The organism is Agrobacterium sp. M50-1 (assembly GCF_049843495.1).
GTDB classification, from domain to species: Bacteria; Pseudomonadota; Alphaproteobacteria; order Rhizobiales; family Rhizobiaceae; genus Agrobacterium; species Agrobacterium radiobacter.
The window spans coordinates 462,549-487,161 of record NZ_JBBHZH010000003.1 but is presented as its reverse complement, the minus strand read 5'-3'; the positions used below and the strand labels follow the sequence as shown (position 1 = coordinate 487,161).

Sequence of the window (24,613 nt, the reverse complement as noted above, 5' to 3'; positions counted from 1 at the left end):
TGGGTAAAGCGGGCTAACAACCTATCGAGGAAATTCCCATGCCCACGTTCCGGTCGCGCAGCATCGTTTTTGCCGCCGCTTTGTCGCTTCTTTCCACCACCTGCGCCTTCGCCACCCCGCCCGTTGCCTCGCCTGAGGATCCCAAGCAGGTTTCCTGCGGCGGCGATCTCGGCGCGTTTCTTGAAGGCGTGAAAGCCGATGCGCTCGCCAAGGGCATTCCGGCCGATGCCATTCAGAAGGCGCTTGCAGGCGCGCAGATCGATCCGAAAGTGCTCTCGCGTGACCGCGCCCAGGGCGTCTTCCGTCAAACCTTCCTGGAGTTCTCCCAGCGCACCGTCAGCCAGGCGCGTCTGGATATCGGCCGCAAGAAGCTTCAGGAACTGTCCTCCACCTTCGCCCGCGCCGAAAGTGAATACGGTGTACCGGCCGGCGTCATCGCCGCCTTCTGGGCCATGGAAACCGATTTTGGCGCCGTTCAGGGTGATTTCAACACCCGTAACGCGCTGGTGACCCTTTCGCATGATTGCCGCCGCCCGGAACTCTTCCGCCCGCAATTGCTAGCGCTCATCGAAATGGTCCAGCATGGTGATCTCGACCCCACCACCAATAGCGGCGCGTGGGCCGGTGAAATCGGCCAGGTGCAGATGCTGCCCAAGGACATCATCGCCTTCGGCGTCGATGGTGATGGCGACGGCCACATCAACGTCAAGAGCAGCGCCCCGGATGCGATCCTGACGGCTGCGAAGTTCATCCAGCATCTCGGTTTCAAGAAGGGCGAACCCTGGATTCAGGAAGTTTCCCTGCCGGAAAACCTGCCCTGGGAAAAATCCGGCCTCGGCGGCCCGCTGACAGCCGGCGAATGGTTCGCGCTTGGCGTGACGCCACGAGACGGCAACAAGAACTTCGCCGCCCTGCCCGCAGCGCTCATCATGCCGCAGGGGCGCAAGGGACCGACCTTCATCACCTATCCCAACTTCAACATCTATCTGGAATGGAACCAGTCGTTCATCTACACGACTTCGGCCGCCTATTTCGCCACCCGCCTGATGGGCTCCCCCGTCTACAACAAGGGCAATCCGGAGCCCGGTTTCGATGACGCGACCATGAAGGAGCTTCAGACCAAGCTCGAAGCGCGCGGACACAATGTCGGCAAGGTGGATGGCATTCTCGGTTCCGGCACCCGCGTCGCCATCCAGAAGGAGCAGCAGCGTCTCGGACTGCCCGCTGATGGCTGGCCGTCTGCCGCACTTCTGCAGGCGCTTTAAGCAATCTTAACGACGCCTTCCGGACTTTAATCTATCGGCCGGAATCAAGGCATAAAGTGTTAATCTCGACCTGATGACTGGGGATAACACCCCGGTCATTTACTTTTTTTAAAGATATGAAGCACTGCGTGATAAGAAAATAATCATTTAATTTCAGCATGTTACATGAATTGATTTTTTGCGCCCCGCCAAAGCGTGCTGCACTGCGTCACAGAAACCGCTTTTCAACTGCCACAAAACGGTCATATTATCGAACCTGTCAACAACAGGAGGCACCCATGGGACTTACAAAATCTCTCAATGCCTTGGCAGTCGGTTTGGCGTTTTTGTTCGTAGCGATGATGCTTTTCATCTGACACGACGTGAAGACCAAACGCAGATAAGAACCGTAGATGACACGAGTTTAAAAAGCGCAGGCCCCGAGGGACCTGCGCTTTTTTCATGTCGGTGCTCTGCTGCTTTAAGTCAGGCGGCGCTGCGGCGCAGACGCTCCAGCCCGAGATTTTCAAGCACAGCGTCGACCAGGGGCGCGCGGTTCATGGTGTAGAGGTGGAACTCATTGACACCGCGACGCTGAAGATCGGCGATCTGTTCGGCGGCAACCTCCGCAGCCACACGGGCACGACCTTCCAGATCGTCGTCATAGCCTTCAAAACGCTCATCCAGGAAACCGGGAACGCTGGTGCCGCAACGGCCGGCGAAACGCTTGAGCTGGGTGAGATTCTGGATCGGCATGATGCCCGGAACCACCGGAATGGTGATGCCTGCCGCCGTCACCCGCTCCATATAGCGCTCGAACACGTCGTTATCGAAGAAGAACTGCGTCAGCGCACGCGTCGCGCCATTGTCCGCCTTGCGCTTCAGCATATCGATATCAACAGCATCGCTGGCGCTCTCGGGATGTTTTTCCGGATAGGCGGAAACGGAAATCTCGAAATCGCCGATCTCGCGCAGTCCCTTCACCAGGGCTGCAGCATTCTCATAACCTTCCGGATGCGGCTGATAAGCCGTGCCGATGCCGGTGGAGGGATCGCCACGCAGCGCCACGAAATGGCGAACGCCGGCGTTACGGAATTCTTCGATGACCTGATGCACGTCCTCACGGCTGGCATCCACGCAGGTCAGATGTGCGGCGGTCGACAGATGGCTGTCACCGATCATGCGGCGCACCGCATCCAGTGTCGGCGCTTTGGTGGATCCACCGGCGCCATAGGTGACGGATACGAAATCCGGATCCCACTTCTTCAACTCGGCAACCGTTTCCCAGAGCTGGGTTTCCATCTCGGCATTCTTGGGCGGGAAAAATTCGAAAGACAACCGGATATCGCCATCGCGGCGTGCGGTTTCCGACCTCAACATATCATGCCCTCCCGGCAGCGAGTAAAACGGCCTCTTGCACCACATCGTCTGCCATCAGCAGCCGCTGGTCGCGGGCAACCCAGATCGTCACGTCCAGAGATTCATCGGACGCCTTTTCAGAATGAAGATCGACGGCGCGGTCCGGAGCAAGTCCGGCCTTTTTCAGCCATTCTTCCATCAGCGGATGGGAAAAACCGAGCCGCACATGCGCATGTTCATCGCGCAGATATTCGAAGGAATGCGGCGCAAGGTCGATGACGATCAGCCGCCCACCGGGACGCAGCATGCGCGCGGCTTCCGAAAGCGCAATTTCCGGCTGGTCGAGGAAATGCAGGACCTGATGGATAACGATCAGATCGAAATCCTGTCCCTCCAGCGGCAGATTGAGAATATCGCCATGACGGACCGAGGCGTTGACCACCCCCGCCTTGTCGAGATTGGCACGCGCCACCGACAGCATGTCACGGCTGGCATCGACGCCGATCGCGCGGCGATAGATGCCGCTCAGAAGCTGCAGGATACGGCCGGTGCCGGTGCCCAGATCGAGAAGCGAATCGACAGGCGTGGTGCCCACCAGCTTCAGGAGCGCACCCTCCACGGCCTCGTCACTGACATGCAGGCGACGCAGTTCGTCCCAGGCGGAAGCATTGCGGCTGAAATAATCCTGCGCCCGCTCCGCCCGCACCCGCTTGACGGTGGCAAGCCGTTCACTGTCACGCTGGAGAACGGCATCAGACGGTGACGCAGCGTCAAGCAACTGCCGAACGACGCCCGCGGGCTCACCATCCTGCCGCAGACGGAAATAGGCCCATGCGCCTTCCTGATAACGCTCGATCAGCCCCTCTTCCGTCAAAAGTTTGAGGTGACGGGAGATACGCGGCTGCGACTGGCCGAGGATTTCGGTAAGATCGGTAACCGTCAGATCGCCGGCAGCCAGAAGCGCAAGCAAGCGAAAGCGCGTCGTCTCACCCGCCGCTTTCAACAGATCCACCAATTTGTCCAGACCGAACGTCACTCTGCCGCGCCTCGCAAGCTAATCAAGATATAAAGATATCTTTATGTCGATGTAGCGTTCGATGCAAGCGTAAAGTGTCGTGCGAGACGATGATGTCCACTTATTGCACGGAAAAAGGCCCGCTTTACGGCGGGCCTTTTTGAAGAAATGACGAAAGGGATCAGCGCGTCAGGCGCTTGTAGCTCACGCGGCCGGGCTTGATGCTTTCCGGGCCGAGACGGCGGACCTTGTCCTTTTCGTAGTCTTCGAAGTTGCCTTCGAACCATTCCACGTGGCTGTCACCCTCGAAAGCGAGGATGTGGGTGGCCAGGCGGTCGAGGAACATGCGGTCGTGGCTGATGATGACGGCGCAACCGGCAAAGGCTTCCAGCGCTTCTTCGAGCGCTGCCAGCGTTTCCGTATCAAGGTCGTTGGTCGGTTCGTCGAGGAGCAGCACGTTGCCGCCGGCCTTCAGCATCTTGGCGAGGTGCACGCGGTTACGCTGACCACCCGAGAGGTTGCCGACCTTCTGTTGCTGATCGCCGCCCTTGAAGTTGAAGGCGCCGCAATAGGCGCGCGAGTTCACTTCGAACTTGCCGAGCTTGATGATGTCGTTACCGCCGGAGATTTCCTCCCAGACGGTCTTGTCACCCGCCAGCGTATCGCGGCTCTGGTCGACATAACCGAGCTGCACGGTCTCACCAACCGTAACAGAACCGCTATCCGGCTGTTCCTGACCGGTGATCATCTTGAACAGCGTCGACTTACCCGCACCGTTCGGACCGATGACGCCGACGATGCCGCCGGGCGGCAGCTTGAAGGAAAGGTTTTCGATCAGCACGCGGTCGCCATAGGACTTGGTGAGGTTCTCGGCCTCGATGACGACGCGGCCAAGACGCTCGGCAACCGGAATAACGATCTGCGCGTCGCCGGGACGGCGGTTTTCAGCTGCTTCCACCAGCTCGTCATAGGCCTTGATACGCGCCTTGGATTTCGTCTGGCGTGCCTTGGGGCTGGAGGCGATCCACTCGCTTTCGCGGCTGATGGCCTTCTGGCGCGAGGCGTCTTCGCGGGCTTCCTGCTGCATGCGCTTGGCTTTCGCCTGCAGGTAAGCGGAATAGTTGCCTTCGTATGGAATGCCGCGACCACGGTCGAGCTCGAGAATCCAGCCCGTCACGTTGTCGAGGAAGTAGCGGTCGTGGGTGATCATCATCACGGCGCCGGGATAGTCGCGCAGGTGCTTTTCGAGCCAGGCGATGGTTTCCGCATCAAGATGGTTGGTCGGTTCGTCGAGCAGCAGCAAGTCCGGCTGCGACAGCAGCAGGCGGCAGAGCGCCACACGGCGGCGTTCACCACCCGAAAGGCCGGTTACGGCCGAGTCGCCGGGCGGGCAACGCAGGGCGTCCATGGCCATTTCAACCTGGTTTTCCAGATCCCACAGGTTCTGGCTGTCGATGATGTCCTGAAGCTTCGCGCCCTCATCCGCCGTTTCGTCGGAATAATTCATCATCAATTCGTTGTAGCGGTCAACGATGGCCGTCTTGCTCGCCACGCCTTCCATGACGTTTTCCATCACGGTCTTGTTTTCGTCGAGCTTCGGCTCCTGCTCGAGATAACCGAGCGTAGCACCTTCGGCCAGCCATGCCTCGCCGGTATATTCCTTGTCGAGACCGGCCATGATCTTCAAAACAGTCGACTTACCGGCGCCGTTGGGGCCGAGGATACCGATCTTGGCGTCTGGGTAGAAGGAGAGATGAACGTTCTCCAGAACCTTCTTCGCGCCATAGGCCTTGTTCAGCCCGGCCATGTGATAGATGAATTGACGTGCCATTGTAGCGAATGCTCCACATCGGATTTTAAAGAGTACGTATCGGGAAATTTGCCGCTATGTAGGGTAAATAGGACCTTGGGGCAACCTCTGGCACGATTATGACCCCATGATTATGACAAGAGATGTTATGGCAGGACAGGCGCGATCATGAATGAAACGACCGACGACTTGGCCTTCAGCCGTATTGAGAGACTGGAAGCCCCCTCCGGCGCATCCATCGCCTTTCGCCACCAGCCCTCCGCCCTTTCCCCGGCGCGCGGCGTGCTGATGATCTGCCATGGCCTTGTCGACCATGCCGGACGTTATCGCCGGTTCGCGGATGTGATGTCGAAGCAGGGTTTCGAAGTCTATGCCCACGACCATCGCGGCCATGGCCGCACGAGAGCGGCAGATGCGCCTCTTGGCCGTTTTGGCTGGAAGGACGGCGCGGAAAAGGTCATCGCCGACGTCATGGCGATGCGCCGGATGGTCGGCGAAAGGCACCCCGGCCTGCCGGTGATCCTGTTCGGCCATTCCATGGGCGGCCTCGTGGCGCTTAACACCGCCGTCAGCCATCCGGATGCCTTCGACGGCCTGTCGATCTGGAATTCCAATCTCAACCCCGGCCTCATGGGCCGCGTCGCGCAGGTGCTGTTGCGGCTGGAAAAAATGCTGAAAGGCTCTGATGTGCCGAGCGCCATTCTGCCGAAGGCAACCTTCCGCGTATGGAATGCCCGAATGCCGGAAAAGCGCACCCATGCGGACTGGCTTAGCCATGACAAGGCGGCAGTGGATGCCTATGTGGAAGATCCGCTCTGCCAGTTCGAGGCAAGTGTTTCCCTGTGGCAGGATGTTTTCCAAATGTCCTTTCGTGCACCGAAACTCATTGAGCGCCTTCCGAAAACCTTGCCGCTTCTGCTTGTCAGCGGCGATCAGGATTCAGCCACCAATGACGGCCAAGAGATCGTCTGGCTGGCGGAGCGTTTCCGGGAGGCCGGCTTCAGCCATGTCGAGCACACGATCTACAAGGGCATGCGGCACGAGACCTTGAACGAGATCGGCTGGCAGGCCGTGGCGGCGGATTTCGCCGCCTGGTGCGGGCGCGTCGTCGGCGATTGAGGCAGCCTTTGCCGAAACGGAATAAGTCCATGAGATAAAATCACATGCGACGCGGCAAGCAGCGGTCTATAAACCGGCAGACACAAATACCGGGGGACAGATGACCGACATGCCGAACAGGAAACCGCCGCTATCAGGCATTCGCGTCATCGAGCTGGCGCGTGTTCTGGCCGGTCCCTGGGCGGGGCAGATGCTGGCCGATATGGGCGCTGATGTCATCAAGGTGGAAAACCCCGAAGGCGGCGACGATACCCGCGCATGGGGGCCGCCCTTTTTCGAGGATGCCGATGGAGAAAACCTCTCCGCCGCCTATTATCACGCCACCAATCGCGGCAAACGCTCGATCGTCGCCGATCTGAAGACGCCTGAGGGTTGCGAGCTGGTGCGCCGGCTGGTGCGCACCGCCGATGTCGTCATCGAGAATTTCAAGCGCGGCGGGCTTGCCAAATATGGCCTCGACTACGAGAGCCTGCGGGCGCTCAATCCGAAGCTGATCTATTGCTCCATCACCGGCTTCGGCCAGACCGGGCCTTATGCCGATCTCGCCGGATACGACTATATCGTGCAGGGCATGTCCGGTTTCATGTCGATCACGGGCGAAGCGGACGGACAGCCGATGAAGGCGGGTGTTGCGGTTGCCGATATCTTTACCGGCATCTATTCCGTGTCAGCCATTCAGGCGGCCCTGATCCACGCCATTCGATCAGGCGAAGGCCAGCACATCGACATGGCGCTTCTCGATGTGCAGTCGGCCGTGCTGGCGAACCAGAACATGAATTACCTGATTTCCGGCAAGCCTCCCGTCCGGCTCGGCAACGCCCACCCGAATATTTCCCCCTATGAGGTGGTGCCGACTGCCGACGGTTTCCTGATCCTCGCGGTCGGCAATGACGGCCAGTTCCGCCGTCTCTGCAATATTCTCGGCATCGGCGCGATTGCCGACGACGAGCGTTACGCGACGAACAAGGCCCGCGTGGCCCATAAGGTCGAGGTGCGACAGATCGTGTCCACGGAAACCTTGAAATGGCAGAAGCGCGATCTTCTGACCGCCTGCGAAAAGAACGCCGTCCCGGCCGGGCCGATCAACTCCATCGAGGAAATGTTCGCCGATCCACAGGTTCAGGCACGTGGCCTTCGCATCGATCTGGAAGCGGAAGACGGCACCGTCATCCCCGGTGTCCGCACACCCATTATCATGTCGCAAACGCCGCTGCGCTATGAACGCCCGAGCCCGAAGCTCGGCGAACATCAGGCGCAGGTGCTGGCCGAACTGGAAAACATCGAAAGGACCACGACGCCATGACTGCAGCCGGAATGAAAAGAACAGGCGGGCAATTGATCGTCGAAGCGCTGAAGGCCAATGGCGTCTCCCGCGTTTCCTGCGTTCCGGGCGAAAGCTATCTCGCCGTGCTGGATGCGCTTTATGAAAGCGGCATCGAAACCGTGGTCTGCCGCCAGGAAGGCGGCGCCGCCATGATGGCCGACACCTGGGGCCGGCTGACCGGCGAACCCGGCATCTGCATGGTGACCCGTGGTCCGGGCGCAACCAACGCCTCGGCCGGCCTGCATATCGCACGGCAGGATTCCATTCCGATGATCCTCTTCATCGGCCAGGTGCAGCGCGAAGCGCGTGAGCGCGAGGCGTTTCAGGAAGTGGAATATCGCCGCGCTTTCACCGAATTCGCCAAATGGGTGGGCGAGATCGACGATGCCCGCCGCATTCCCGAATTCGTCACCCGCGCCTTTGCCGTCGCCACCTCCGGCCGCCCCGGCCCGGTTGTGCTGACCCTGCCCGAAGACATGCTGGTGGAAGAGGTCGAAGCGCCCCAGGCGAAGCCCTACACACCCGTCGAGGCACATCCTGGCCCGTCGCAGATGGCCGCCTTCGCGAAAATGCTTGATGAGGCAAAGCGCCCGGTCTTCATCATCGGCGGCACGCGCTGGTCCGAGGAAAGCGTCGCAGGCTTCAAGGCTTTTGCGGAAAAGCACAAACTTCCCGTCGGCTGCTCCTTCCGCCGTCAGATGCTGTTCGATCATCTGAGCCCCTCCTATGCGGGCGATGTCGGTATCGGCATCAATCCGGCGCTGACCAAGGAGATCAAGGAGGCCGATCTCGTCGTTCTGCTCGGCGGCCGCCTCTCCGAAATGCCGTCTTCCGGCTATACGCTGCTCGACATCCCCTACCCCTCGCAGAAACTCGTCCACATCTATCCCGAAGCCGAAGAGCTTGGCCGCGTTTACCGTCCTGATCTTGCGATCTGCGCCGCGCCGGATGATTTCGTTGCCGCCCTCTCCTCGCTCACCCTTACCGCGAATGCCGCATGGGCGGACCGCACCGCCGCCATGCATTCGGCCTATCTGAATTGGTCCACCCCACCGCAGACTGGCCCCGGCGCGGTGCAGATGGGGCCGATCATGGACTGGATCGAGGCGAATGTGCCCGAGGATGCGATCTTCACCAATGGCGCGGGCAACTATGCCACCTGGGTGCATCGCTTCCATCGTTTCCGTCGCTACAACACGCAATCGGCGCCGACATCAGGCTCGATGGGTTACGGCCTGCCGGCGGCGGTTGCCGCGAAGCACCTTTTCCCGGAGCGTGAGGTGATCTGTTTTGCCGGTGACGGCTGTTTCATGATGCATGGTCAGGAATTCATCACTGCCGTGCGTTACGGCCTGCCGATCATCACCGTGCTGGTCAATAACGGCACCTACGGCACGATCCGCATGCATCAGGAGCGGGAATATCCCGGCCGTGTCAGCGGCACGGATCTCGTCAACCCGGATTTCAACGCCTTTGCCAAGGCCTATGGCGGCCACGGCGAAACGGTGGAAAGGACCGAAGACTTCGCCGCCGCCTTCGAACGGGCCCGTGCAAGCGGCAAGCCGGCCATCATCGAGGTGAAGCTGGACGCTGAAGCCATCACGCCGACACGGACCCTGACGCAGATCAGGACCCGCGCGTGACATTGCGCATGGACATGGTTCCGGCATGGTGTAAATCCTGACGCTCGCACGACGTCATCCTCGGGCCTGTCCCGAGGATCCAATCACGTATCGCAAAGTTCATCCGTTGCAGATGCTCGGGACAGGCCCGAGCATGACGAAGAAGGGGTCTCACACTTCTTTCAGCAGCCCTTTGGATCAGGAAACGACATGCCGGATGCAGTCTCTCCCGTCATCACCCCGCGCGGCGCAAAAATCGAACCCTCGGCTGGCGCGCCTTTCGAGGCCGTGCGCGTGGCCCGCGATGTGCTGCACACTTCCCGCACGGCAGCGCTTGCCACGCTCGATCCTATCAGCGGCTATCCCTATACGACCGCTACCAATATCGGCATCGAGCCGGATGGCACGCCTTTCTTCTTCGCCGCCGGGCTGACGCTGCATGCCCGCAACATGGAGGCGGACCCGCGCATCTCGCTGACGCTCGCCCCCTTCGGCAAGGGCGATGCGCTGACGCTGCCGCGGCTGACACTGGTGGGCAAGGCGGAACAAATCGGCCCGGATAAAGGGCCACTCGCCATCGCGCGCTACATTGCCCGCTACCCCAAAGCGAAGCTTTATCTCTCCCTTCCCGATACGCGGCTTTACCGGCTGCGGACGGAAGGTGTGCAGATCAATGGCGGCCCGGCCCGCAATGCCAGCAACATCACCCCGGCCGATCTGCGCACCGATCTGTCAGGCGCAGACGAACTGATGGCGGCGGCGGAAAGCGAAGCCATCCGCCTTAACGCCATCAAGGGCGAAGCATCCCGGCTTGCCGTTCTGGCCGGCGCAAAAAGCGGCCGCTGGACGATCACCTCCATCGACCCTGAAGGCATCGATCTCGCCTCGGCGAGCGATCTGGCCAGGCTGTGGTTTGCGGAGCGGGTGACGACGTTGAAGCTGTTTGAGAAGGCGCTTGCTTAGCTTTTGAAGTGACGTTTCCAAGCGATTCACAAACCTGGGACAATCCCCTCTCCTCCGTCATGCTCGGGCCTGTCCCGAGCATCTGCAACCTATCAAATTGCGATAGGTGATTGGATCCTCGGGACAAGCCCGAGGATGACGAAACGAAGGTTTCGAATTTTCTCATCAAAAAAGGCCGGGCCGCTTTCCGCGACCCGGCCTTTCTCAAAAATCAGACGGATGCTCAGAGAGCAGCGGTCACGATGAACTCAACCTTGTAATCCGGCGTTGCCAATGGTGCACCGCTGGTGGCGCGGGCCGGCGGGTTTGCCGGGTCGATCCAGCCTTCCCAGACGGCGTTCATTTCGCCGAAGGTGGACATGTCGGAGAGGTAGATGATCGTCTGCAGGATCTTCGACTTGTCCGAACCGGCAGCGGCCAGCAGGCGGTCGACTTCAGCGAGAGCAGACTTGCTCTGTTCCGTAACGCTCGTGCCTTCGCCAACCTGGCCGGCCAGGTAAACGGTGTTGCCGTGAACGACGGCGCCGCTCATGCGCTTGCCCGGCTCGATACGCTTGATGGTCATGAAAAACTCCTGTTGATTGGCATTAAAAGTCGGGATGTGCGGAAAATCAGCCGCGCAGGTGATGGGTCTTTTCGTAGATGGCCGTCGAGCGCGCGCCGGAGCGGCAATAACCGAGCATCGGACGCTGCAATTCGTCCAGCGCATCCACCATGCCGGCAGCGGCATCGGCGTCGACGCCATATCGGCCAACAGGCACATGCATGATGGTGAGGCCAAGCTGTTCCGCACGCTCGGCAATATCGGCAAAAAGCGGCTGGCCGTCTTCTTCGCCGTCGGGGCGGTGGCAGACGATCGACTTGAAGCCGAGCGCCTTGATCTCGTCCAGATCGGCAACGCTGATCTGTCCCGTTACCGAATATTCGTCGTCTATGCGCCTGATATCCATGTCATACCTCCGCTGAAACCGGCGTCCGCGCCGCTGGCTGTCATCCTTAAATCCGCATCCGATGTAAGCGGTCAAACCCCATGCGTCAATGATGCGCGGCCTTCATTCGGTACGGCTCAGAGGATGGAAAAGCGCAGGCCGAAGGAACGGCTTTCGCCCGGCTGAAGAATATTGAACTCGCCCGCCGCCTCAAGCTCGCCGCGCCCCACCCAGCGATGCGAAACCGGCTCGATGCCGAGCACATTGGCGGGCTCCTGCTGGTTACGCCACATTTGCAGATAGGGCAGCGTCTCCGTGCGAAAACGCACGGTCAGTGTCTTCCCGCCAATGGCCGCAATCGGGCCAAGCTTCAATTCCGCCCATTCGTCCTTGCCGGCGGAAACACAGAAAACATTGCCCGGCTCCTCGCCAAAACGCCAGCCGTGGCCGCCGCCATCCAGCATCGCGCCTTCAAGCCGCACGGCATCATCAAACAGGCGGGCGCCGACATTCATGTGATACATCAGGAATACCGGGATCGGCCGGTCTGACGTATTGACGATCCTGTCATCAAGGCTGACTTCGCCGCTTTCGCCATGGATGCTCCATGTCCGTTCCAGCAGTGCTGTGCCACCATCGGCGAGCTTTACGGGAACCTCGACGCGCGCCAGCGCATTGGACTCCTGAACATCGAAGACGATGATCGTCGCGGGATGCGAGGAGAAGGAGCCATGCAGCGGATATCGACGCCCCTCACCGTCGCCATCGATCGGTTCGGGATGGCGGATATGGTCGGGACCGCAGGTGAACAGAAAGCCTTCCAGCGAATGGTCGATACGCGCATCGCCATCATCGGGAATGGCGCGGCCGGGCGCGATATCGATGCCATCGACGACACAGGAGCCGATATCGAAAACGGAGGTTTCATCGAGGAAAATGCGTGGCGACCTGCCAGCCTGAAACGAACGCAAGACAACCTCCCTGTGGCACTAAAAACGCATGGTTCACGGAAACGCTACTAACCGTGACGGAAATTAAGATTGCATTAACCGCGAATTCACCTTTTTCACAATAGGGTCAAGATTGCGGTGTGTTTATCGGTGAACAAGCAAGGGATAGCAGAATCGTGAAACAGTTTCTTAACGCAGCTCTGGGTCTGACAGTCGCGCTGGTGGCGGTTATCGCCCCGCTCCAGGCTGGCGCGCAGCAGCGTTATGGCGACCAGCAGCAGACAATGCTGGTCACTCCGGACGGTCGTGTGCTCGACTTCATGCCGGAGCGCGGTGATATCGTCATCAGCCGTGATGCGATGGGCCGCACGGTGTTTTACGACCAGTACGGCAATCTCCTGGCCACCGAAATGCCTTCCGGTTATCAGCAGCGTCAGCAGGCGCGCCAGCGCGACACCACCTATTACCCGCCCGCCCCCGGCGGCCAGTATCGCGAGCCGCAGCGCGACTACGGTTATCAGGACAATGGCAGCGTGCGCGATTACCGCGAATATCGCGGCGACGGCTCCGACAACAACTTTTATACCGGCTCCGTTCCCGCGCCCGGCGCAGTGGAAAGCGGCCCGCTCGGCCAGCCGATGCCGGGCGAAAGCACCACGGCCGCCGTTCCACAGCCGGATCACCTGATTGAGCGGCATACGCCGGTGACCACACCGGTCAACCGCTCGCGTCAGGAAATCGTCGCGCTGCAGACCTTCCTCGATCGCGAGGGCATCTCGCCCGGCGTTATCGACGGCAAGATGGGCGACAACGTCAACAAGGCGATTGCCGCCTGGCAGGACATGACCGGCGAAAAGCTCGATCCGAACAATTCCGATGATATTCTGGAGCGGCTGCGCGCCTCCGGCGGCATGCCGATCGTGGATTATACGATCACGGCTGCCGATGCCGCAGGCCCCTATGTCGCCTCCATTCCGGACGACTATGCCGCAAAATCACAATTGCCGGCGCTCTCCTTCACCTCCACGTCCGAGGCGCTGGCCGAACGCTTCCATATGGATGAGAACTACCTGAAGGAACTGAACCCCGGCATCGATTTCTCCGTGCCCGGTACGATCATCAAGGTCGTTAATCCGGGCGAGACGAAGAAGGGGCAGGTCGCCCGTATCGTTGCGCACAAGGGTATCAAGCAGGTCTTCGCTTATGGTCAGGACGGCAACCTGATCGCAGCCTATCCCGCCACTATCGGTTCCACGGATACGCCCTCGCCGAGCGGCACGCATACGGTGGAGCGCATCGCGCTCAATCCGGGTTACACCTATAATCCGAAGATCAACTTCAAGCAGGGCCAGAACGACAAGATCCTGCAGATCCCGCCGGGTCCGAACGGCCCGGTCGGCACGGTCTGGATCGCCCTGTCGAAGCCGACTTACGGCATTCACGGCACGCCGGAACCGTCCAAGATCGGCAAGACCAACAGCCACGGCTGTATCCGCCTGACCAACTGGGATGCGACCGAGCTGGCGAAAATGGTCCGTCCCGGCGTGGTGGTCGAATTCGCGGAATAAATCGGCTGGAAGAAAAAGAAAAAGCCCGGCGGTTTGGTCCGCCGGGCTTTTTTCGTTGATGGCGTTTCAGTCGCGCTTTTCCGTCAGGAAATATAGAAGGGCTGCCACCGGCAAGGCAAAGCCGATCCACGAGGCGGCTTGCCATTCGCCAACGGCATAGGCCCAGCCGCCCACGGCGGAACCGATCGCGCCGCCCATGAAAAACGTCGCCATGTAGATACCGTTCAGGCGGCTGCGGAATTCCGCTCCGAGCGTAAAGATCGCCCGCTGGCCGAGCACCAGATTGGTGGTGACGCCGAAATCCAGAACGATGGCTGCGACGACCAGAATGGCGAGCGCCAGATGTGAACCTTCAGGCGCCAGATGGGTGACGGCGAAGGAGAGCGCCACCGCCACCAGTGCAAAGAAGGTGGCCGCACGCGTCCAGCCGCGATCGGCCATCCGCCCGGCAATCGGAGCGGCCACGGTGCCGGCCGCACCGGCCAGTGCAAAGAGCGCAATCTCACCCTGGCTCAGATTAAAATGCGGTCCGCTCAGATAAAGCGGCGTCGTGGTCCAGAACAGGCTGAAAGCCGCAAACAGGAAGGCGTGATAGATCGCCCGCCGCCGCAGGATCGGCGTGTGCAGCGCCAGCCGGCCCATCGAGGCCATCAAGGCCCCATAGCTCAGCCGCGCATCGGGCATACGGGCGGGCAGAAGCCGGAAAAGCACCACGGCAAGAAGCGCCATGACTGCCGCAGACGTCAGAAACACACCGCGCCAGGACACCACTTCCGACAACAGGCTGGAAACCGGCCGCGCCAGCATGATGCCGGCCATCAGCCCGCTCATGACATTACCGACCACCCGCCCGCGAATGGCGTGCGGCGCCATATGGGCGGCATAGGGAACGATGACCTGTACCGCCACCGAACTGACGCCGACGAGAAAGGCCGCAATCAGAAACGGGGCCGCATGCGGCGCGAATGCCGCTCCCACGAGGGAAAGCACCGCCATCGCGACGGAACTGACGACCAGCTTGCGGTTTTCAACGAGATCGCCAAGCGGCACGACAAACAGCAGACCGATACCGTAACCGATCTGAGTCAGGGTTACGATAAGGCCGGTAGCGCCGGCGGAAAGACCAAGTTCCGCCCCGATAATGCCGGCAAGCGGCTGGCCATAATAAAGGTTGGCGGCAATCAGTCCGCAGGCTGTCGCCAGGAGGAAAGTCAAGGCCGGGGAAATGGATGTTGCCTCAACATCATCCCCTTCAATTACACGCGTCGTCATCATTCTCTCCAATATGGAAACAATCGTTTCCTAAATAGTCATAAAATCACTCGGCAAGCTTCATGGCGATATCCACCACGGCCACCATGTCTTTGAGGCTGCGCCCCGTCTTTCCCACCACGCGCATGCCGTACATCATGCACAACATCGCCCGGGCGAGATCATCGGGATCAGCCTTTGAACCTACGGAACCATCCTTCTGCCCTTCGGCAACGAGACGGGCAACGATGCGCTCCCTCGCCTTCACAGCCCGCTCGACCACAACTGCAATGTCGTCATCCAGGGCCGCCAGATCGGCAGCAGCACCAACCACCAGACATCCGTCAGAGCCGACACCACCATGCGACCGTTCCGCATAGAACATCAGGCCTGCCCTAAGGCGCTCATAACCGGTATCGAAGCCGGCCACCGCTGCCTCGAAACGCTCGGTCTGTACGATCCTGTAGCGCTCCATCGTGGCGATGAACACGGCCTTCTTGTCCTTGAAGGCCTTGTAAAGACTGCCCTGCGCCAGTTCCATCGCATCGGTGAGATCACCAACGGAGGTAGCGTGGTAACCTCGTCTGGAAAAAACGCGGATCGCGCCATCAAGTGCACGGTCGAGATCGAACTCGCGTGGCCTGCCGCGATGGCGCTGCTCCTGAGAATTGGGTTGGGCGATATTGGTCATGGCCGCAATATAGGAAACGATCATTTCCAAATCAAGCGAATAATTTTCTGCCTGCGCCCGGTTAGTCGGATGAAGCCGGGCGTCTGGCTATTTCCCGATACAAAGCCTCGGCAGAAACGCCTATTTCAGCCGCGAGGCTCTTCCATTGACCCTTGGGCGGAAGCAGACCTTCATTGACAGTGATCCAGGCATCGAGCCGCGCGCCAACCGAGCGCAGCGCCAATATTTCCGCCCGCGTCCTGACCTTTTTTAGCTCGCCGGAGATATGATTTATCCATTCGAGTGCGAATGCGGGTTCGCGTTCCAGCAATTGCCGCAGCGTGCTGATTGACACGAACAATGCGCGCCCTGCCGTCATCGCGATGGCGTCGCAGTGATATTGCTTCGAGAAGACCGAGGCTTCGGCAAGAATCGTCAGGGGCCCCGCGCGCTGCAACACTGCACTATGTCCATCCGCCTGAAACCGCATCAGGTGGACGCAGCCCTCGGCGACCAGCGCCAGCATGTGAATGGGATCGCCCTGATGAAAAAGGTATTCACCTTTTTCAAAGGATCGGGAGATGGACGCCCTCGGGCGAAGCTGGTCAAAAATCGAACTCGACATGATTTCTATCATGTCCGGCAAACCGGCCGGCTGGCAAGCTCAGGGGATCGCAACAACCCGAGTAGCCTCATGAAATCCACGGTTCTTGTCTTCCTAACCGCTCTTCTCCCCCTCTCAGCCGCCGGGGAAGAGCGGCATCTCCACCAATCGCCCTATGCGGGCCAGCAGAGCCGAACCATCAAGAGCCTGTCGGCTGAAGATATTGCCGAATTGGAACAGGGAGGCGGATGGGGCTTTGCGAAAGCCGCCGATCTCAACGGTATGCCGGGTCCCTCACATGTCAGCAAGATGGCGACCGAACTGGCGCTGACGGCGGAGCAGACCGCCGCCGTCCAGCAGCTGTTTCAAACCATGCGGAAAGATGCCGCGACAGAGGGCAGGCAAATGATCGCCGGCGAAGCGGCGCTGGATGCCAGCTTCCGTACCGGCGCGATCAATGCGGATCAACTGCGCGCGCAGCTCGACCGTATTGAAGAAAGCCGCGCCAGGCTGAGATACATCCACCTTGCCGCTCATCTCGAAACGGTGAAGCTGCTGACCAAGGAGCAGGTCACACGTTACAACAAGCTGCGCGGCTATGCGCCTTGACGGCCCGGAAATGTCCTCTGGCCTTAAGCAGGCGGACGGAACCTGTCCCTGCGCTTCAGGCAGCTCCGGCTCTCAGGCGGCTTTGCGGGTGAAGAGGCGCGCAGGTTGCGTGCCGAGCCGCAGAAGCCGTTGCGGCAGAAGGCCGACGACCTCAGTCGCGAAGGCTTTCGCATTCTCCACGGCCTTGTCGATATTGCTGACCTTGTCCTTGTCGAGACAGAGAAGCGTGCCGCCATAATCGAAAATATCGCGATAGGCTGCTCTCTCGACAATCGGCGTATTGAGAACCGAGACGTTCTTCTCAGCCAGCAGCATTTTGACGAGAAGCAGGGAGCGCGTCGCCACCATGGCATTGACCCGCGTCAGCACGATGGAATGGGCGATCGCCTTGCCCATCTTGCGGTTCAGGAATTCGATATGATCGAGAACCTCGGCAGCGCCGCGCGCATCCATGGCTGAACCCTGTACCGGGATAAGCACATGATCGGAAATACCGAGCGCCATCGTCAGAAGCGGCGTTTTCGCTCCCGGAAGGTCGATGATGAAACAGTCGGTGTTGGCCTTGTTTTCGCGAATATGACCCTCGAGCGAGGCCATCGTCACATGCGAAATCACCGAGAGATTTTCGATGTCGCCTGATAATTCGCGCCAGCGGGAAATCCACAATTGCGGATCGGCGTCTAGAACCGTCACGCGGTGGCCGCTGCTGGCCAGTTCGGTCGCGAGAAGCAGCACAGCCGTGGTTTTTCCAGCGCCGCCCTTGGTATTGGCGAAAGTGATGACTGACATGATACCCCCTGTTGGTCAGAGCCGTTTCATGCTCATTCACGCACCGAACCAATCATGGTGCTTTCCATAACCTTAACGAAGATGGTTAAGAAAAGGCTAAGATCGTTTTTGGGGACAACAAAAAGCCCGCGACTGGATCATCGCGGGCTTCATGGATTACAGATCGTATCTCAGCCCTGTCCTGATGCAGGGCACGACGGTGCGGCTTGTTTCTTCTCCCCGCCGGCGAGAAGACGAAAATCGCACCCACTCGGCCTCTCATAAACCTAGCGAATGGCAGGGCTCATCAGAAGCAGTCCTCGAACAGCTTCTTTGTATTCTCAAGCGTCATCGGCACCGGATTGCCGCCGCAGCTCGGATCCTTGATCGCTTCCGCGGCCAGTTCGTCGATACGATCAGGCTTGATGCCCATGGCGGTCAGGTTTTCCGGCACGCCGAGTTCCTTGCGAAGCTCCAGCACATAGTCGTAGAAGCCGTCAAAGCCGCCGGAAATGCCGAGATAGGCGGCCGCGCGGGCGATCTTGTCTTCGATGGCCGGGCGATTGAAACGTAGCACCGCAGGCATCACGACGGCATTGGTCATGCCGTGATGGGTATTGTAGACCGCACCGATCGGATGCGAGAGCGAGTGAATGGCGCCGAGGCCCTTCTGGAACGCAACCGCCCCCATCGCCGCCGCCGCCATCATATTGGTGCGCGCTTCGATATCCGTGCCATCCTTATAGGCGCGCGGCAGGAATTCCTTGACGAGACGCAGGCCCTCCAGCGCCACGCCGGCGCTCATCGGGTGATAGAAGGGCGAGGAATAGGCCTCGAGGCAATGGGCAAAGGCATCCATGCCGGTGCCCGCCGTGATGACCTTCGGCATGCCGACGGTCAGCTCCGGATCGCAGATGACGACGCCGGGCAACAGCTTCGGATGGAAGATGATCTTCTTCACATGGGTCTGCGAATTGGTGATGACGCTGGCGCGGCCGACTTCCGAACCGGTGCCCGCCGTGGTCGGCACCGCGACGATCGGGGCGATCTTGGCGGCATCCGCCCGCGTCCACCAGTCGCCAATATCCTCGAAATCCCAGACCGGGCGCGTCTGCCCGGCCATGAAGGCGATTGTTTTGCCGAGATCGAGGCCCGAACCGCCGCCGAAGGCGACGACGCCGTCATGGCCGCCATCGCGGTAGGCTTTGACGCCGGCTTCCATGTTGATCTCGTTGGGGTTCGGATCCACATAGGCGAAGATCGCCCGGCCAAGGCCAGCCTCTTCCAGCACGTCGAGCGCATGCGCGGTGATCGCCATATTGGCAAGGCCGCGATCCGTCACGAGAAGCGGCTTTTTGATCCCGAGCGTCTTGCAGGCTTCCGCCAGTTCCTTGATCCGGCCACGGCCAAGCTTGACGGCGGTGGGATAGCTCCAGTTGGCGACGATATTCATTTCGTGACTTTCTTCAGATGGTAGGATTTCGGTCGGGTCAGGTTCTGGAAGCCGAGCACGGAGAGCGAGCCGCCACGGCCGGTTTCCTTCACGCCTGTCCAGCAAAGGGCCGGATCGAGGTAATCCGCGCGGTTCATGAACACGGTGCCGGTTTCGATTTCGCGGCCGATCCGCCCGGCGCGTGCCGCATCCTGCGTCCAGAGCGAGGCGGTGAGGCCATATTTGCTGTCATTCATCAGCGCGATGGCTTCGTCGTCATGTCTGACCTTCATGATGCCAAGAGCAGGGCCGAAGGTTTCTTCGGTCATGAACTCCATGGAATGATCGACATTGACGAGGATTTGCGGCGCGACATAGGCGCCTTCACCGTCGTCGGCAGGGAAGAGCTTCGGATCGACCAGCGCCTTCGCACCCTTTGAGACGGCATCGGCGATCTGCGCGCGCACCACCTTGGCGAAACGCTTGTTGGCCATCGGCCCGAGCGTCGTTTCCTGTTCCAGCGGATTGCCGAGCTTGTAGTTGGACACCCAGGCGACGGACTTCTCGACGAATTCGTCATAGAGGTTTTCGTTGACGTAGATGCGCTCGATGCCGCAGCAGCATTGCCCGGAATTATAGGTCGCGCCATCCATCAGCGTATCGACGGCGGCGTCGAGATCGGCGTCCTCCATCACGTAGCCGGGGTCCTTGCCACCGAGCTCAAGCCCGAGACCGGTGAAGGTGCCGGCTGCGGCGCGCTCGATGGCGCGGCCGCCTTCCACCGAACCGGTGAAGTTGACGAAATTGAATAGGCCTTCGGAAATCAGCGCCGAGGTCGTGGCATGGTCGAGGAAGACGTTGATGAAGACATCTTCCGGCACGCCGGCCTCAACGAATGCCCGCACCATGCGCTCGCCCACCAGAAGCGTCTGCGCCGCATGTTTGATAACAACCGTATTGCCGGCCATCAGGGCGGGCGCAACGGTATTGATCGCCGTCATGTAAGGATAGTTCCACGGCGCGATGACGAAGACCACGCCATGCGCCTCGCGCTCGATGCGGCGTTCGAAATTGCCGCTTTCCTCGATGACGAGCGGCGCCAGCGCATCGGCGGCAATAGAGGCGACATAGTTGGAGCGTTCGTTGAAACCCTTGAATTCGCCGCCGTAACGAACCGGACGGCCCATCATATGCGCCAGTTCCGGCACGACTTCCGCCACCATTTCGTTGAGGCGCGCCACACCCTTCAGAACCAGCTGAACGCGGTCCTCAAGCGGACGTCGCGCCCAGTCCTTTTGCGCCTTGCGCGCTCTTGAAACGGCGGCGCGCGCCGCCTCCAGCGACATCGCCTCCCGCTCGGCATAAACCGAGCCGTCGATGGGCGAGATATTCTGGATCATGGTCATGATGTTTTCCCGTAATGATTAGGCTCGTTCGAAACCGCGCGCCACTTCCCAGTCGGTCACGCGGCGGTCGTATTCTTCCTGCTCCCACCGTCCGGCATGGACGTAATGATCGATCACATCGTCGCCAAAGGCGTTGCGCAGCATCTTCGATCCGTCCAGAAAGGCAGTGGCGTCACGCAGGGTCTTGGGTATCTCGCGCACGTCCTTGCCGCCATAGGCATCACCGACAAAAGCGGGCTCAAGTTCAAGTTTATTTTCGATGCCGTCAATGCCTGCCGCAAGCAAAGCCGCCATGGCGAGATAGGGATTGAGATCGGAACCGCCGACGCGGCATTCGATGCGGATGCCCTTGGTGCCTTCGCCGCAGAGGCGATATCCGGCCGTACGATTGTCGAGGCTCCAGATCGCCTTGGTAGGGGCAAACGTGCCGGCCATGAACCGCTTGTAGGAATTGATATAGGGCGCGAGGAAATAGGTGATCTCGCTGGCATGAGCGAGAAGCCCGGCAACATAGTGCCGCATCAGCTCCGACATGCCGTGCTTGGCGTCTTTGTCGAGGAAAGCGGGAGTCTTGCCGTCGACGCTCCACAGCGACTGGTGAATATGTGAGGAGCTGCCGGCGGCGTTGTAGTTCCACTTGGCGAGGAACGTCACCGCCTTGCCCTTGGACCAGGCGATCTCCTTGGTGGCGTTCTTGATGATGGCGTGCCGGTCGGCCATGGTCAGCGCATCGGCATAACGAACGTTGATTTCCGCCTGCCCGGCGGATGCTTCGCCCTTGGAATTTTCGACCGGAATGCCGGCGCCCTGCAGGCCCTTGCGCAGCGCCCGCATGACATCCTCTTCCTTGGTCGTCTGGAAGATATGGTAATCCTCATTATAACCGCTGGCGAGGTTCAAACCCTTGTAGCCGTTGGCGCGCGCCGCATCGAAGGTCTGGTCGAACAGGAAGAATTCCAGCTCGGTCGCCATATAGGCCTTCAGCCCCATGGCCTCCAGCCGCGCCACCTGCTTTTTCAAAAGCGCGCGCGGCGAATGCGGCACTTCCTCATGGGTGTGATGGTCAAGCACGTCGCACAGCACCAGCGCCGTGCCTTCCAGCCATGGCACGCGCCGCAGCGTCGAAAGGTCTGGCTTCAGCACATAATCGCCATAGCCCTTTTCCCAGCTGGAGGATTTGTAACCGGGAACGGTTTCCATCTCCATGTCGGTGGCAAGCACATAGTTGCAGCTATGGGTTTCCTCAAAGGCGCTTTCGACGAAGAATTCCGCCTGGAACCGTTTGCCCATCAGACGCCCCTGCATGTCGACAAGGCAGGCCAGAACCGTGTCGATGCGCCCCTCGGCGACATCCATTTTAAGCGCGTCGAATGTGTAGCTCGTCATTTTGTCCGTTCCCTTTATTGTGGCGACCGGGCGGCCGGGATACGGCCGCCCGTTTCGTTTGAGCGTCAGGCCTTGGCGGCCGCTGCGGCAACCGCAGCCTGCTTGTGCTCCATCGCGAATTCCTCTTCCGGCGACAGGATGAGGCGATGGCGTCCGACAAAGGCGAAATAGGCGATCGCCACGGCGAACCAGACGGCGACCCAGAGTACGCCCTTGGTGAAGTTCGGATCCTGGATCTGGTAAAGCAGCGTGACGATGGCGATGATAACAGTCAGCACCGCGCCGGGAATGCCGAAGGGCGAGCGGAACGGCCGCTCGATATGCGGCAGGTTCTTCCGGAGCAGGATGAAGGAAATCGCCTGCATGATGTAGGAGAACATGGCGCCGAACACGGCCATGTTCAAAAGCACGCTGCCGATGATGCTGCCGCCCTGTTCCGCACCCAGAGAGAACCAGATGACCAGCATGACCGCGAGACCCACAATCGCGCCGGTGATATTCGCAACGTATGGCGTGCGGTATTTGGAGTGGGTGATCGACAGCACGGTCGGGAAGTAACCCGCACGCGACAGCGAATAGATCTGCCGGCCCTGTGCATAGAGGATCGTATGGAAGCTGGCGATCAGACCGGTCAAGGCAACGAGACCGAGCACCACCACGCCGCCGTCGCCATAGATCGCCTTGAAGCCATCAAGCAGCGGCTCGAGCGAGGAGCTGAGATGGAAGGCGCCGACGCCCGGCAGGGACGGGTTGAGCAATACGATCATGAAGGCCGAGACCATCAGCGTCACCATGCCGAGAATGATGCCCTTGGGCATGTCCCGTTTCGGATCGACCGATTCTTCCGCCGCCAGCGGCAGCTGCTCGATGGCAAGGAACAGCCAGACCGCAAAGGGCAGCGTGGCGAGAACGCCCGAGAACCCGAAGGGGAAGAAGGAACCGCCGCCTTCCGGCAGCTCCACCGCCTTGCCGTCAGGGCCGACACCGATATTCAGCGCGAAACGCGAAAAATCGATGTTTGGAATGGCGCTGATCCAGAAGAACACCAGAACCGTGAGGGAGATCAGCGTGATAACCAGCGTGACCTTGAAGGAAAGCTCAAGCCCGAAGACGTTGAGCGCAAGGAAAATTGCATAAAAGACTATCCACACGAAGGGTGAATAGGCCGGATCAAGGCCGAGAATGGAATTCACATAGGCCGTGATGAAGGTAACGACGACCGCCGGCGTCAGCACATATTCGACATTCTCGCAAAGCCCGGTGATGAACCCGCCCCAGGGGCCCATCGCCGTGCGGGCGAAGGAATAGGCCGCACCCGTATGCGGCAAGGCGGGGCTCATTTCCGCAATCGAAAATGTCAGCCCGAGATACATGATAGCGATGATGATGCCAGCCACCAGCATGCCGCCCCAGCCGCCGGTGGAAAAGCCGAAATTCCATCCGGAAAAATGTCCTGATATGACCGCGCCGACGCCGAGCGACCAGAGCGACCACACGCCCGCATAGCGGGATAGTCCGCGTTTTTCGAAATAGGATGCATCAGCCTTCTTGTAGCTGACGCCTGATGATGAACTGTCCATGCCCTTCTCTCCTGATAAGAAAAAAACAAGCCAGTCAGCCGTTATTGGCCGATTGTGCCCCAGTTTCCGGCTTCACGCGGGTGCTTCCCGCGCTCTGCCGCACGCACTTGCTGTTCCCTTGCCGCTTCGCGCCTTTCCGGCTTTATTGAATGGCGGCAGTCTCGTTTTGATGGCGGGCCCCGGTGCTTTCACCATCGGCCAGCCCTTGCTCCCTCACCCGTCAAGCAACGAGAGCGCCTTCTCCATGAGCTCATGGAGAAAACCGGCAATAGTCGCCTGATCTCCTTCATTGGCGATGAGATCGTTGCGGATTTCGATCATGACGTTCAAAAGCCCGTCCGGCAGCGCATGCAGGCGAAGCGTATGCGTCACGCCGTCTTCCGGACCATAGGGATCATTGCGATTGACCGTGAGCGAAGCCCCTTCGGCGCCCGCCAGCATCGCATCCGCCAGGCGGCTGTCGCTATCGTGCAGGATGCCGATCTCAACCTTTCGGAACCGGCCGTGATAAACGGGCGTGAAACTGTGAATGGTTACCACCACCGCCTTGCGGCCATCCGCCTGCCGTTTGGCGATAATCTCGCTCACCCGGTCATGAAACGGCACATAAAGCGCTGACGTGCGGGCGAACCGCTCCGCTTCGCTAAGCTCGAAATTGCCGGGAATATCGTAAATCTCGCTTTTCACCGGCATGGCGGAAGGCGATTCGGGCGGCCGGTTACAATCATAGACGAGACGCGAAAAGCGCTGATAGACGAGCGTGGCGTCAAATTTTTCAGAAAGCAGCCGGGCAACGGCCAGAGCGCCCGGATCCCAGGCCGCATGGCTCGAAAGCACATCCGGCGAAAGACCCAACGTGCCATATTTCTGCGGGATGGTGGCGGAGGCATGCTCGCAGACGAGAAGGACATCGCCTTTCGCCGCCGCATTCTCAACGCCGACGGCCTGCCCTTCCGCTTCTGTGAAAAACCGTGAACGCACCGTCATGCACGAACCCCACCCGG

At 60.1% G+C, this 24,613-nt stretch carries 22 protein-coding genes; 7 read left to right on the top strand and 15 right to left on the bottom strand.

All coding sequences use genetic code 11. The features are described from left to right. Window positions 1–38: 38 nt before the first annotated feature. Window positions 39–1,265, top strand: coding sequence for a lytic murein transglycosylase (locus WDZ78_RS09885; protein WP_020009274.1), 1,227 nt, complete (start codon window positions 39–41; stop codon window positions 1,263–1,265). Between the two features lie 465 nt (window positions 1,266–1,730). On the opposite strand, the gene metF is transcribed toward WDZ78_RS09885, so the two are convergent. The 3 genes from metF to ettA all read right to left on the bottom strand — a co-directional run bounded on the left by metF (window position 1,731) and on the right by ettA (window position 5,449). Continuing rightward, window positions 1,731–2,624 carry a methylenetetrahydrofolate reductase [NAD(P)H] gene (metF, locus tag WDZ78_RS09880; protein WP_004430696.1) on the bottom strand — a complete coding sequence of 298 codons (894 nt, stop codon included), beginning with the start codon at window positions 2,622–2,624 and terminating at the stop codon, window positions 1,731–1,733. Between the two features lies 1 nt (window position 2,625). Beyond that, window positions 2,626–3,639, bottom strand: a complete 1,014-nt coding sequence (locus tag WDZ78_RS09875; RefSeq protein ID WP_020009272.1) for an ArsR/SmtB family transcription factor — start codon at window positions 3,637–3,639, stop codon at window positions 2,626–2,628. 160 nt (window positions 3,640–3,799) lie between these two features. Continuing rightward, complete coding sequence (ettA, locus tag WDZ78_RS09870; RefSeq protein ID WP_004430692.1) at window positions 3,800–5,449, bottom strand: energy-dependent translational throttle protein EttA; 1,650 nt, start codon at window positions 5,447–5,449, stop codon at window positions 3,800–3,802. Window positions 5,450–5,596: 147 nt separating this feature from the next. Between ettA and WDZ78_RS09865 the strand changes: the two genes are divergently transcribed. From WDZ78_RS09865 to WDZ78_RS09850, 4 genes are all read left to right on the top strand, one after another. Next, entirely contained in the window at window positions 5,597–6,547 is a 951-nt protein-coding gene (locus WDZ78_RS09865) for an alpha/beta fold hydrolase (protein WP_425672911.1), read from the top strand. Between the two features lie 100 nt (window positions 6,548–6,647). Further along, window positions 6,648–7,850 carry a CaiB/BaiF CoA transferase family protein gene (locus tag WDZ78_RS09860; RefSeq protein WP_425672910.1) on the top strand — a complete coding sequence of 401 codons (1,203 nt, stop codon included), beginning with the start codon at window positions 6,648–6,650 and terminating at the stop codon, window positions 7,848–7,850. Beyond that, complete coding sequence (locus WDZ78_RS09855; protein WP_425672909.1) at window positions 7,847–9,514, top strand: thiamine pyrophosphate-binding protein; 1,668 nt, start codon at window positions 7,847–7,849, stop codon at window positions 9,512–9,514. The genes WDZ78_RS09860 and WDZ78_RS09855 overlap by 4 nt, the downstream gene beginning before the upstream one ends. Window positions 9,515–9,703: 189 nt before the next feature. Next, window positions 9,704–10,456 (top strand): HugZ family protein, encoded by a 753-nt coding sequence (locus WDZ78_RS09850; RefSeq protein WP_425672908.1) that lies wholly within the window; start codon window positions 9,704–9,706, stop codon window positions 10,454–10,456. Window positions 10,457–10,679: 223 nt separating this feature from the next. Here WDZ78_RS09850 and WDZ78_RS09845 read toward each other — a convergent pair whose 3' ends face one another. The 3 genes from WDZ78_RS09845 to WDZ78_RS09835 all read right to left on the bottom strand — a co-directional run bounded on the left by WDZ78_RS09845 (window position 10,680) and on the right by WDZ78_RS09835 (window position 12,356). Then, complete coding sequence (locus WDZ78_RS09845; protein ID WP_003494829.1) at window positions 10,680–11,021, bottom strand: RidA family protein; 342 nt, start codon at window positions 11,019–11,021, stop codon at window positions 10,680–10,682. A gap of 46 nt (window positions 11,022–11,067) precedes the next feature. Continuing rightward, a complete protein-coding gene (locus tag WDZ78_RS09840; protein ID WP_020009267.1) occupies window positions 11,068–11,406 on the bottom strand; it encodes a TIGR01244 family sulfur transferase in 339 nt (112 codons plus the stop codon). A 116-nt stretch (window positions 11,407–11,522) separates the two neighbouring features. After that, on the bottom strand, window positions 11,523–12,356 hold the full coding sequence (locus WDZ78_RS09835) for an aldose 1-epimerase family protein (protein ID WP_425672907.1): 834 nt from the start codon (window positions 12,354–12,356) through the stop codon (window positions 11,523–11,525). A gap of 155 nt (window positions 12,357–12,511) precedes the next feature. On the opposite strand from WDZ78_RS09835, the gene WDZ78_RS09830 reads away from it, so the two are divergent. Then, window positions 12,512–13,903 carry a L,D-transpeptidase family protein gene (locus tag WDZ78_RS09830; RefSeq protein WP_425672906.1) on the top strand — a complete coding sequence of 464 codons (1,392 nt, stop codon included), beginning with the start codon at window positions 12,512–12,514 and terminating at the stop codon, window positions 13,901–13,903. A 66-nt stretch (window positions 13,904–13,969) separates the two neighbouring features. Here WDZ78_RS09830 and WDZ78_RS09825 read toward each other — a convergent pair whose 3' ends face one another. From WDZ78_RS09825 to WDZ78_RS09815, 3 genes are read right to left on the bottom strand one after another with little or no spacing between them, the layout of a single operon-like run. Continuing rightward, window positions 13,970–15,175 carry an MFS transporter gene (locus WDZ78_RS09825; RefSeq protein ID WP_207909206.1) on the bottom strand — a complete coding sequence of 402 codons (1,206 nt, stop codon included), beginning with the start codon at window positions 15,173–15,175 and terminating at the stop codon, window positions 13,970–13,972. Window positions 15,176–15,221: 46 nt separating this feature from the next. Then, window positions 15,222–15,869: a TetR/AcrR family transcriptional regulator gene (locus tag WDZ78_RS09820; protein ID WP_425672905.1), complete on the bottom strand. Its 648-nt coding sequence runs from the start codon at window positions 15,867–15,869 to the stop codon at window positions 15,222–15,224. A gap of 37 nt (window positions 15,870–15,906) precedes the next feature. Next, window positions 15,907–16,461: a Crp/Fnr family transcriptional regulator gene (locus WDZ78_RS09815; RefSeq protein ID WP_425672904.1), complete on the bottom strand. Its 555-nt coding sequence runs from the start codon at window positions 16,459–16,461 to the stop codon at window positions 15,907–15,909. Between the two features lie 57 nt (window positions 16,462–16,518). Between WDZ78_RS09815 and WDZ78_RS09810 the strand changes: the two genes are divergently transcribed. Then, complete coding sequence (locus WDZ78_RS09810) at window positions 16,519–17,037, top strand: Spy/CpxP family protein refolding chaperone (protein WP_020009261.1); 519 nt, start codon at window positions 16,519–16,521, stop codon at window positions 17,035–17,037. Between the two features lie 72 nt (window positions 17,038–17,109). On the opposite strand, the gene WDZ78_RS09805 is transcribed toward WDZ78_RS09810, so the two are convergent. From WDZ78_RS09805 to WDZ78_RS09780, 6 genes are all read right to left on the bottom strand, one after another. Then, a complete protein-coding gene (locus WDZ78_RS09805) occupies window positions 17,110–17,826 on the bottom strand; it encodes a ParA family protein (RefSeq protein ID WP_020009260.1) in 717 nt (238 codons plus the stop codon). A 286-nt stretch (window positions 17,827–18,112) separates the two neighbouring features. Then, entirely contained in the window at window positions 18,113–19,258 is a 1,146-nt protein-coding gene (locus WDZ78_RS09800) for an iron-containing alcohol dehydrogenase (RefSeq protein WP_425672903.1), read from the bottom strand. After that, window positions 19,255–20,643, bottom strand: coding sequence for an aldehyde dehydrogenase family protein (locus tag WDZ78_RS09795; protein ID WP_425672902.1), 1,389 nt, complete (start codon window positions 20,641–20,643; stop codon window positions 19,255–19,257). The genes WDZ78_RS09800 and WDZ78_RS09795 overlap by 4 nt, the downstream gene beginning before the upstream one ends. 18 nt (window positions 20,644–20,661) lie before the next feature. Next, window positions 20,662–22,029: a glutamine synthetase family protein gene (locus WDZ78_RS09790; protein ID WP_425672901.1), complete on the bottom strand. Its 1,368-nt coding sequence runs from the start codon at window positions 22,027–22,029 to the stop codon at window positions 20,662–20,664. Between the two features lie 65 nt (window positions 22,030–22,094). After that, window positions 22,095–23,609: an amino acid permease gene (locus WDZ78_RS09785; protein WP_425672900.1), complete on the bottom strand. Its 1,515-nt coding sequence runs from the start codon at window positions 23,607–23,609 to the stop codon at window positions 22,095–22,097. Window positions 23,610–23,822: 213 nt separating this feature from the next. Further along, window positions 23,823–24,596 (bottom strand): N-formylglutamate amidohydrolase, encoded by a 774-nt coding sequence (locus WDZ78_RS09780; RefSeq protein ID WP_425672899.1) that lies wholly within the window; start codon window positions 24,594–24,596, stop codon window positions 23,823–23,825. Between the last annotated feature and the right edge of the window lie 17 nt (window positions 24,597–24,613).

Bases quoted from the DNA above. Each gene is read 5' to 3' on its own strand.
- WDZ78_RS09885 (WP_020009274.1), top strand. From the start codon at position 39: ATGCCCACGTTCCGGTCGCGCAGCATCGTTTTTGCCGCCGCTTTGTCG.
- metF (WP_004430696.1), bottom strand. From the start codon at position 2,624: ATGTTGAGGTCGGAAACCGCACGCCGCGATGGCGATATCCGGTTGTCT.
- ettA (WP_004430692.1), bottom strand. From the start codon at position 5,449: ATGGCACGTCAATTCATCTATCACATGGCCGGGCTGAACAAGGCCTAT.
- WDZ78_RS09865 (WP_425672911.1), top strand. From the start codon at position 5,597: ATGAATGAAACGACCGACGACTTGGCCTTCAGCCGTATTGAGAGACTG.
- WDZ78_RS09860 (WP_425672910.1), top strand. From the start codon at position 6,648: ATGACCGACATGCCGAACAGGAAACCGCCGCTATCAGGCATTCGCGTC.
- WDZ78_RS09855 (WP_425672909.1), top strand. From the start codon at position 7,847: ATGACTGCAGCCGGAATGAAAAGAACAGGCGGGCAATTGATCGTCGAA.
- WDZ78_RS09850 (WP_425672908.1), top strand. From the start codon at position 9,704: ATGCCGGATGCAGTCTCTCCCGTCATCACCCCGCGCGGCGCAAAAATC.
- WDZ78_RS09845 (WP_003494829.1), bottom strand. From the start codon at position 11,021: ATGACCATCAAGCGTATCGAGCCGGGCAAGCGCATGAGCGGCGCCGTC.
- WDZ78_RS09840 (WP_020009267.1), bottom strand. From the start codon at position 11,406: ATGGATATCAGGCGCATAGACGACGAATATTCGGTAACGGGACAGATC.
- WDZ78_RS09825 (WP_207909206.1), bottom strand. From the start codon at position 15,175: ATGACGACGCGTGTAATTGAAGGGGATGATGTTGAGGCAACATCCATT.
- WDZ78_RS09820 (WP_425672905.1), bottom strand. From the start codon at position 15,869: ATGATCGTTTCCTATATTGCGGCCATGACCAATATCGCCCAACCCAAT.
- WDZ78_RS09815 (WP_425672904.1), bottom strand. From the start codon at position 16,461: ATGATAGAAATCATGTCGAGTTCGATTTTTGACCAGCTTCGCCCGAGG.
- WDZ78_RS09810 (WP_020009261.1), top strand. From the start codon at position 16,519: ATGAAATCCACGGTTCTTGTCTTCCTAACCGCTCTTCTCCCCCTCTCA.
- WDZ78_RS09805 (WP_020009260.1), bottom strand. From the start codon at position 17,826: ATGTCAGTCATCACTTTCGCCAATACCAAGGGCGGCGCTGGAAAAACC.
- WDZ78_RS09800 (WP_425672903.1), bottom strand. From the start codon at position 19,258: ATGAATATCGTCGCCAACTGGAGCTATCCCACCGCCGTCAAGCTTGGC.
- WDZ78_RS09795 (WP_425672902.1), bottom strand. From the start codon at position 20,643: ATGACCATGATCCAGAATATCTCGCCCATCGACGGCTCGGTTTATGCC.
- WDZ78_RS09790 (WP_425672901.1), bottom strand. From the start codon at position 22,029: ATGACGAGCTACACATTCGACGCGCTTAAAATGGATGTCGCCGAGGGG.
- WDZ78_RS09785 (WP_425672900.1), bottom strand. From the start codon at position 23,609: ATGGACAGTTCATCATCAGGCGTCAGCTACAAGAAGGCTGATGCATCC.
- WDZ78_RS09780 (WP_425672899.1), bottom strand. From the start codon at position 24,596: ATGACGGTGCGTTCACGGTTTTTCACAGAAGCGGAAGGGCAGGCCGTC.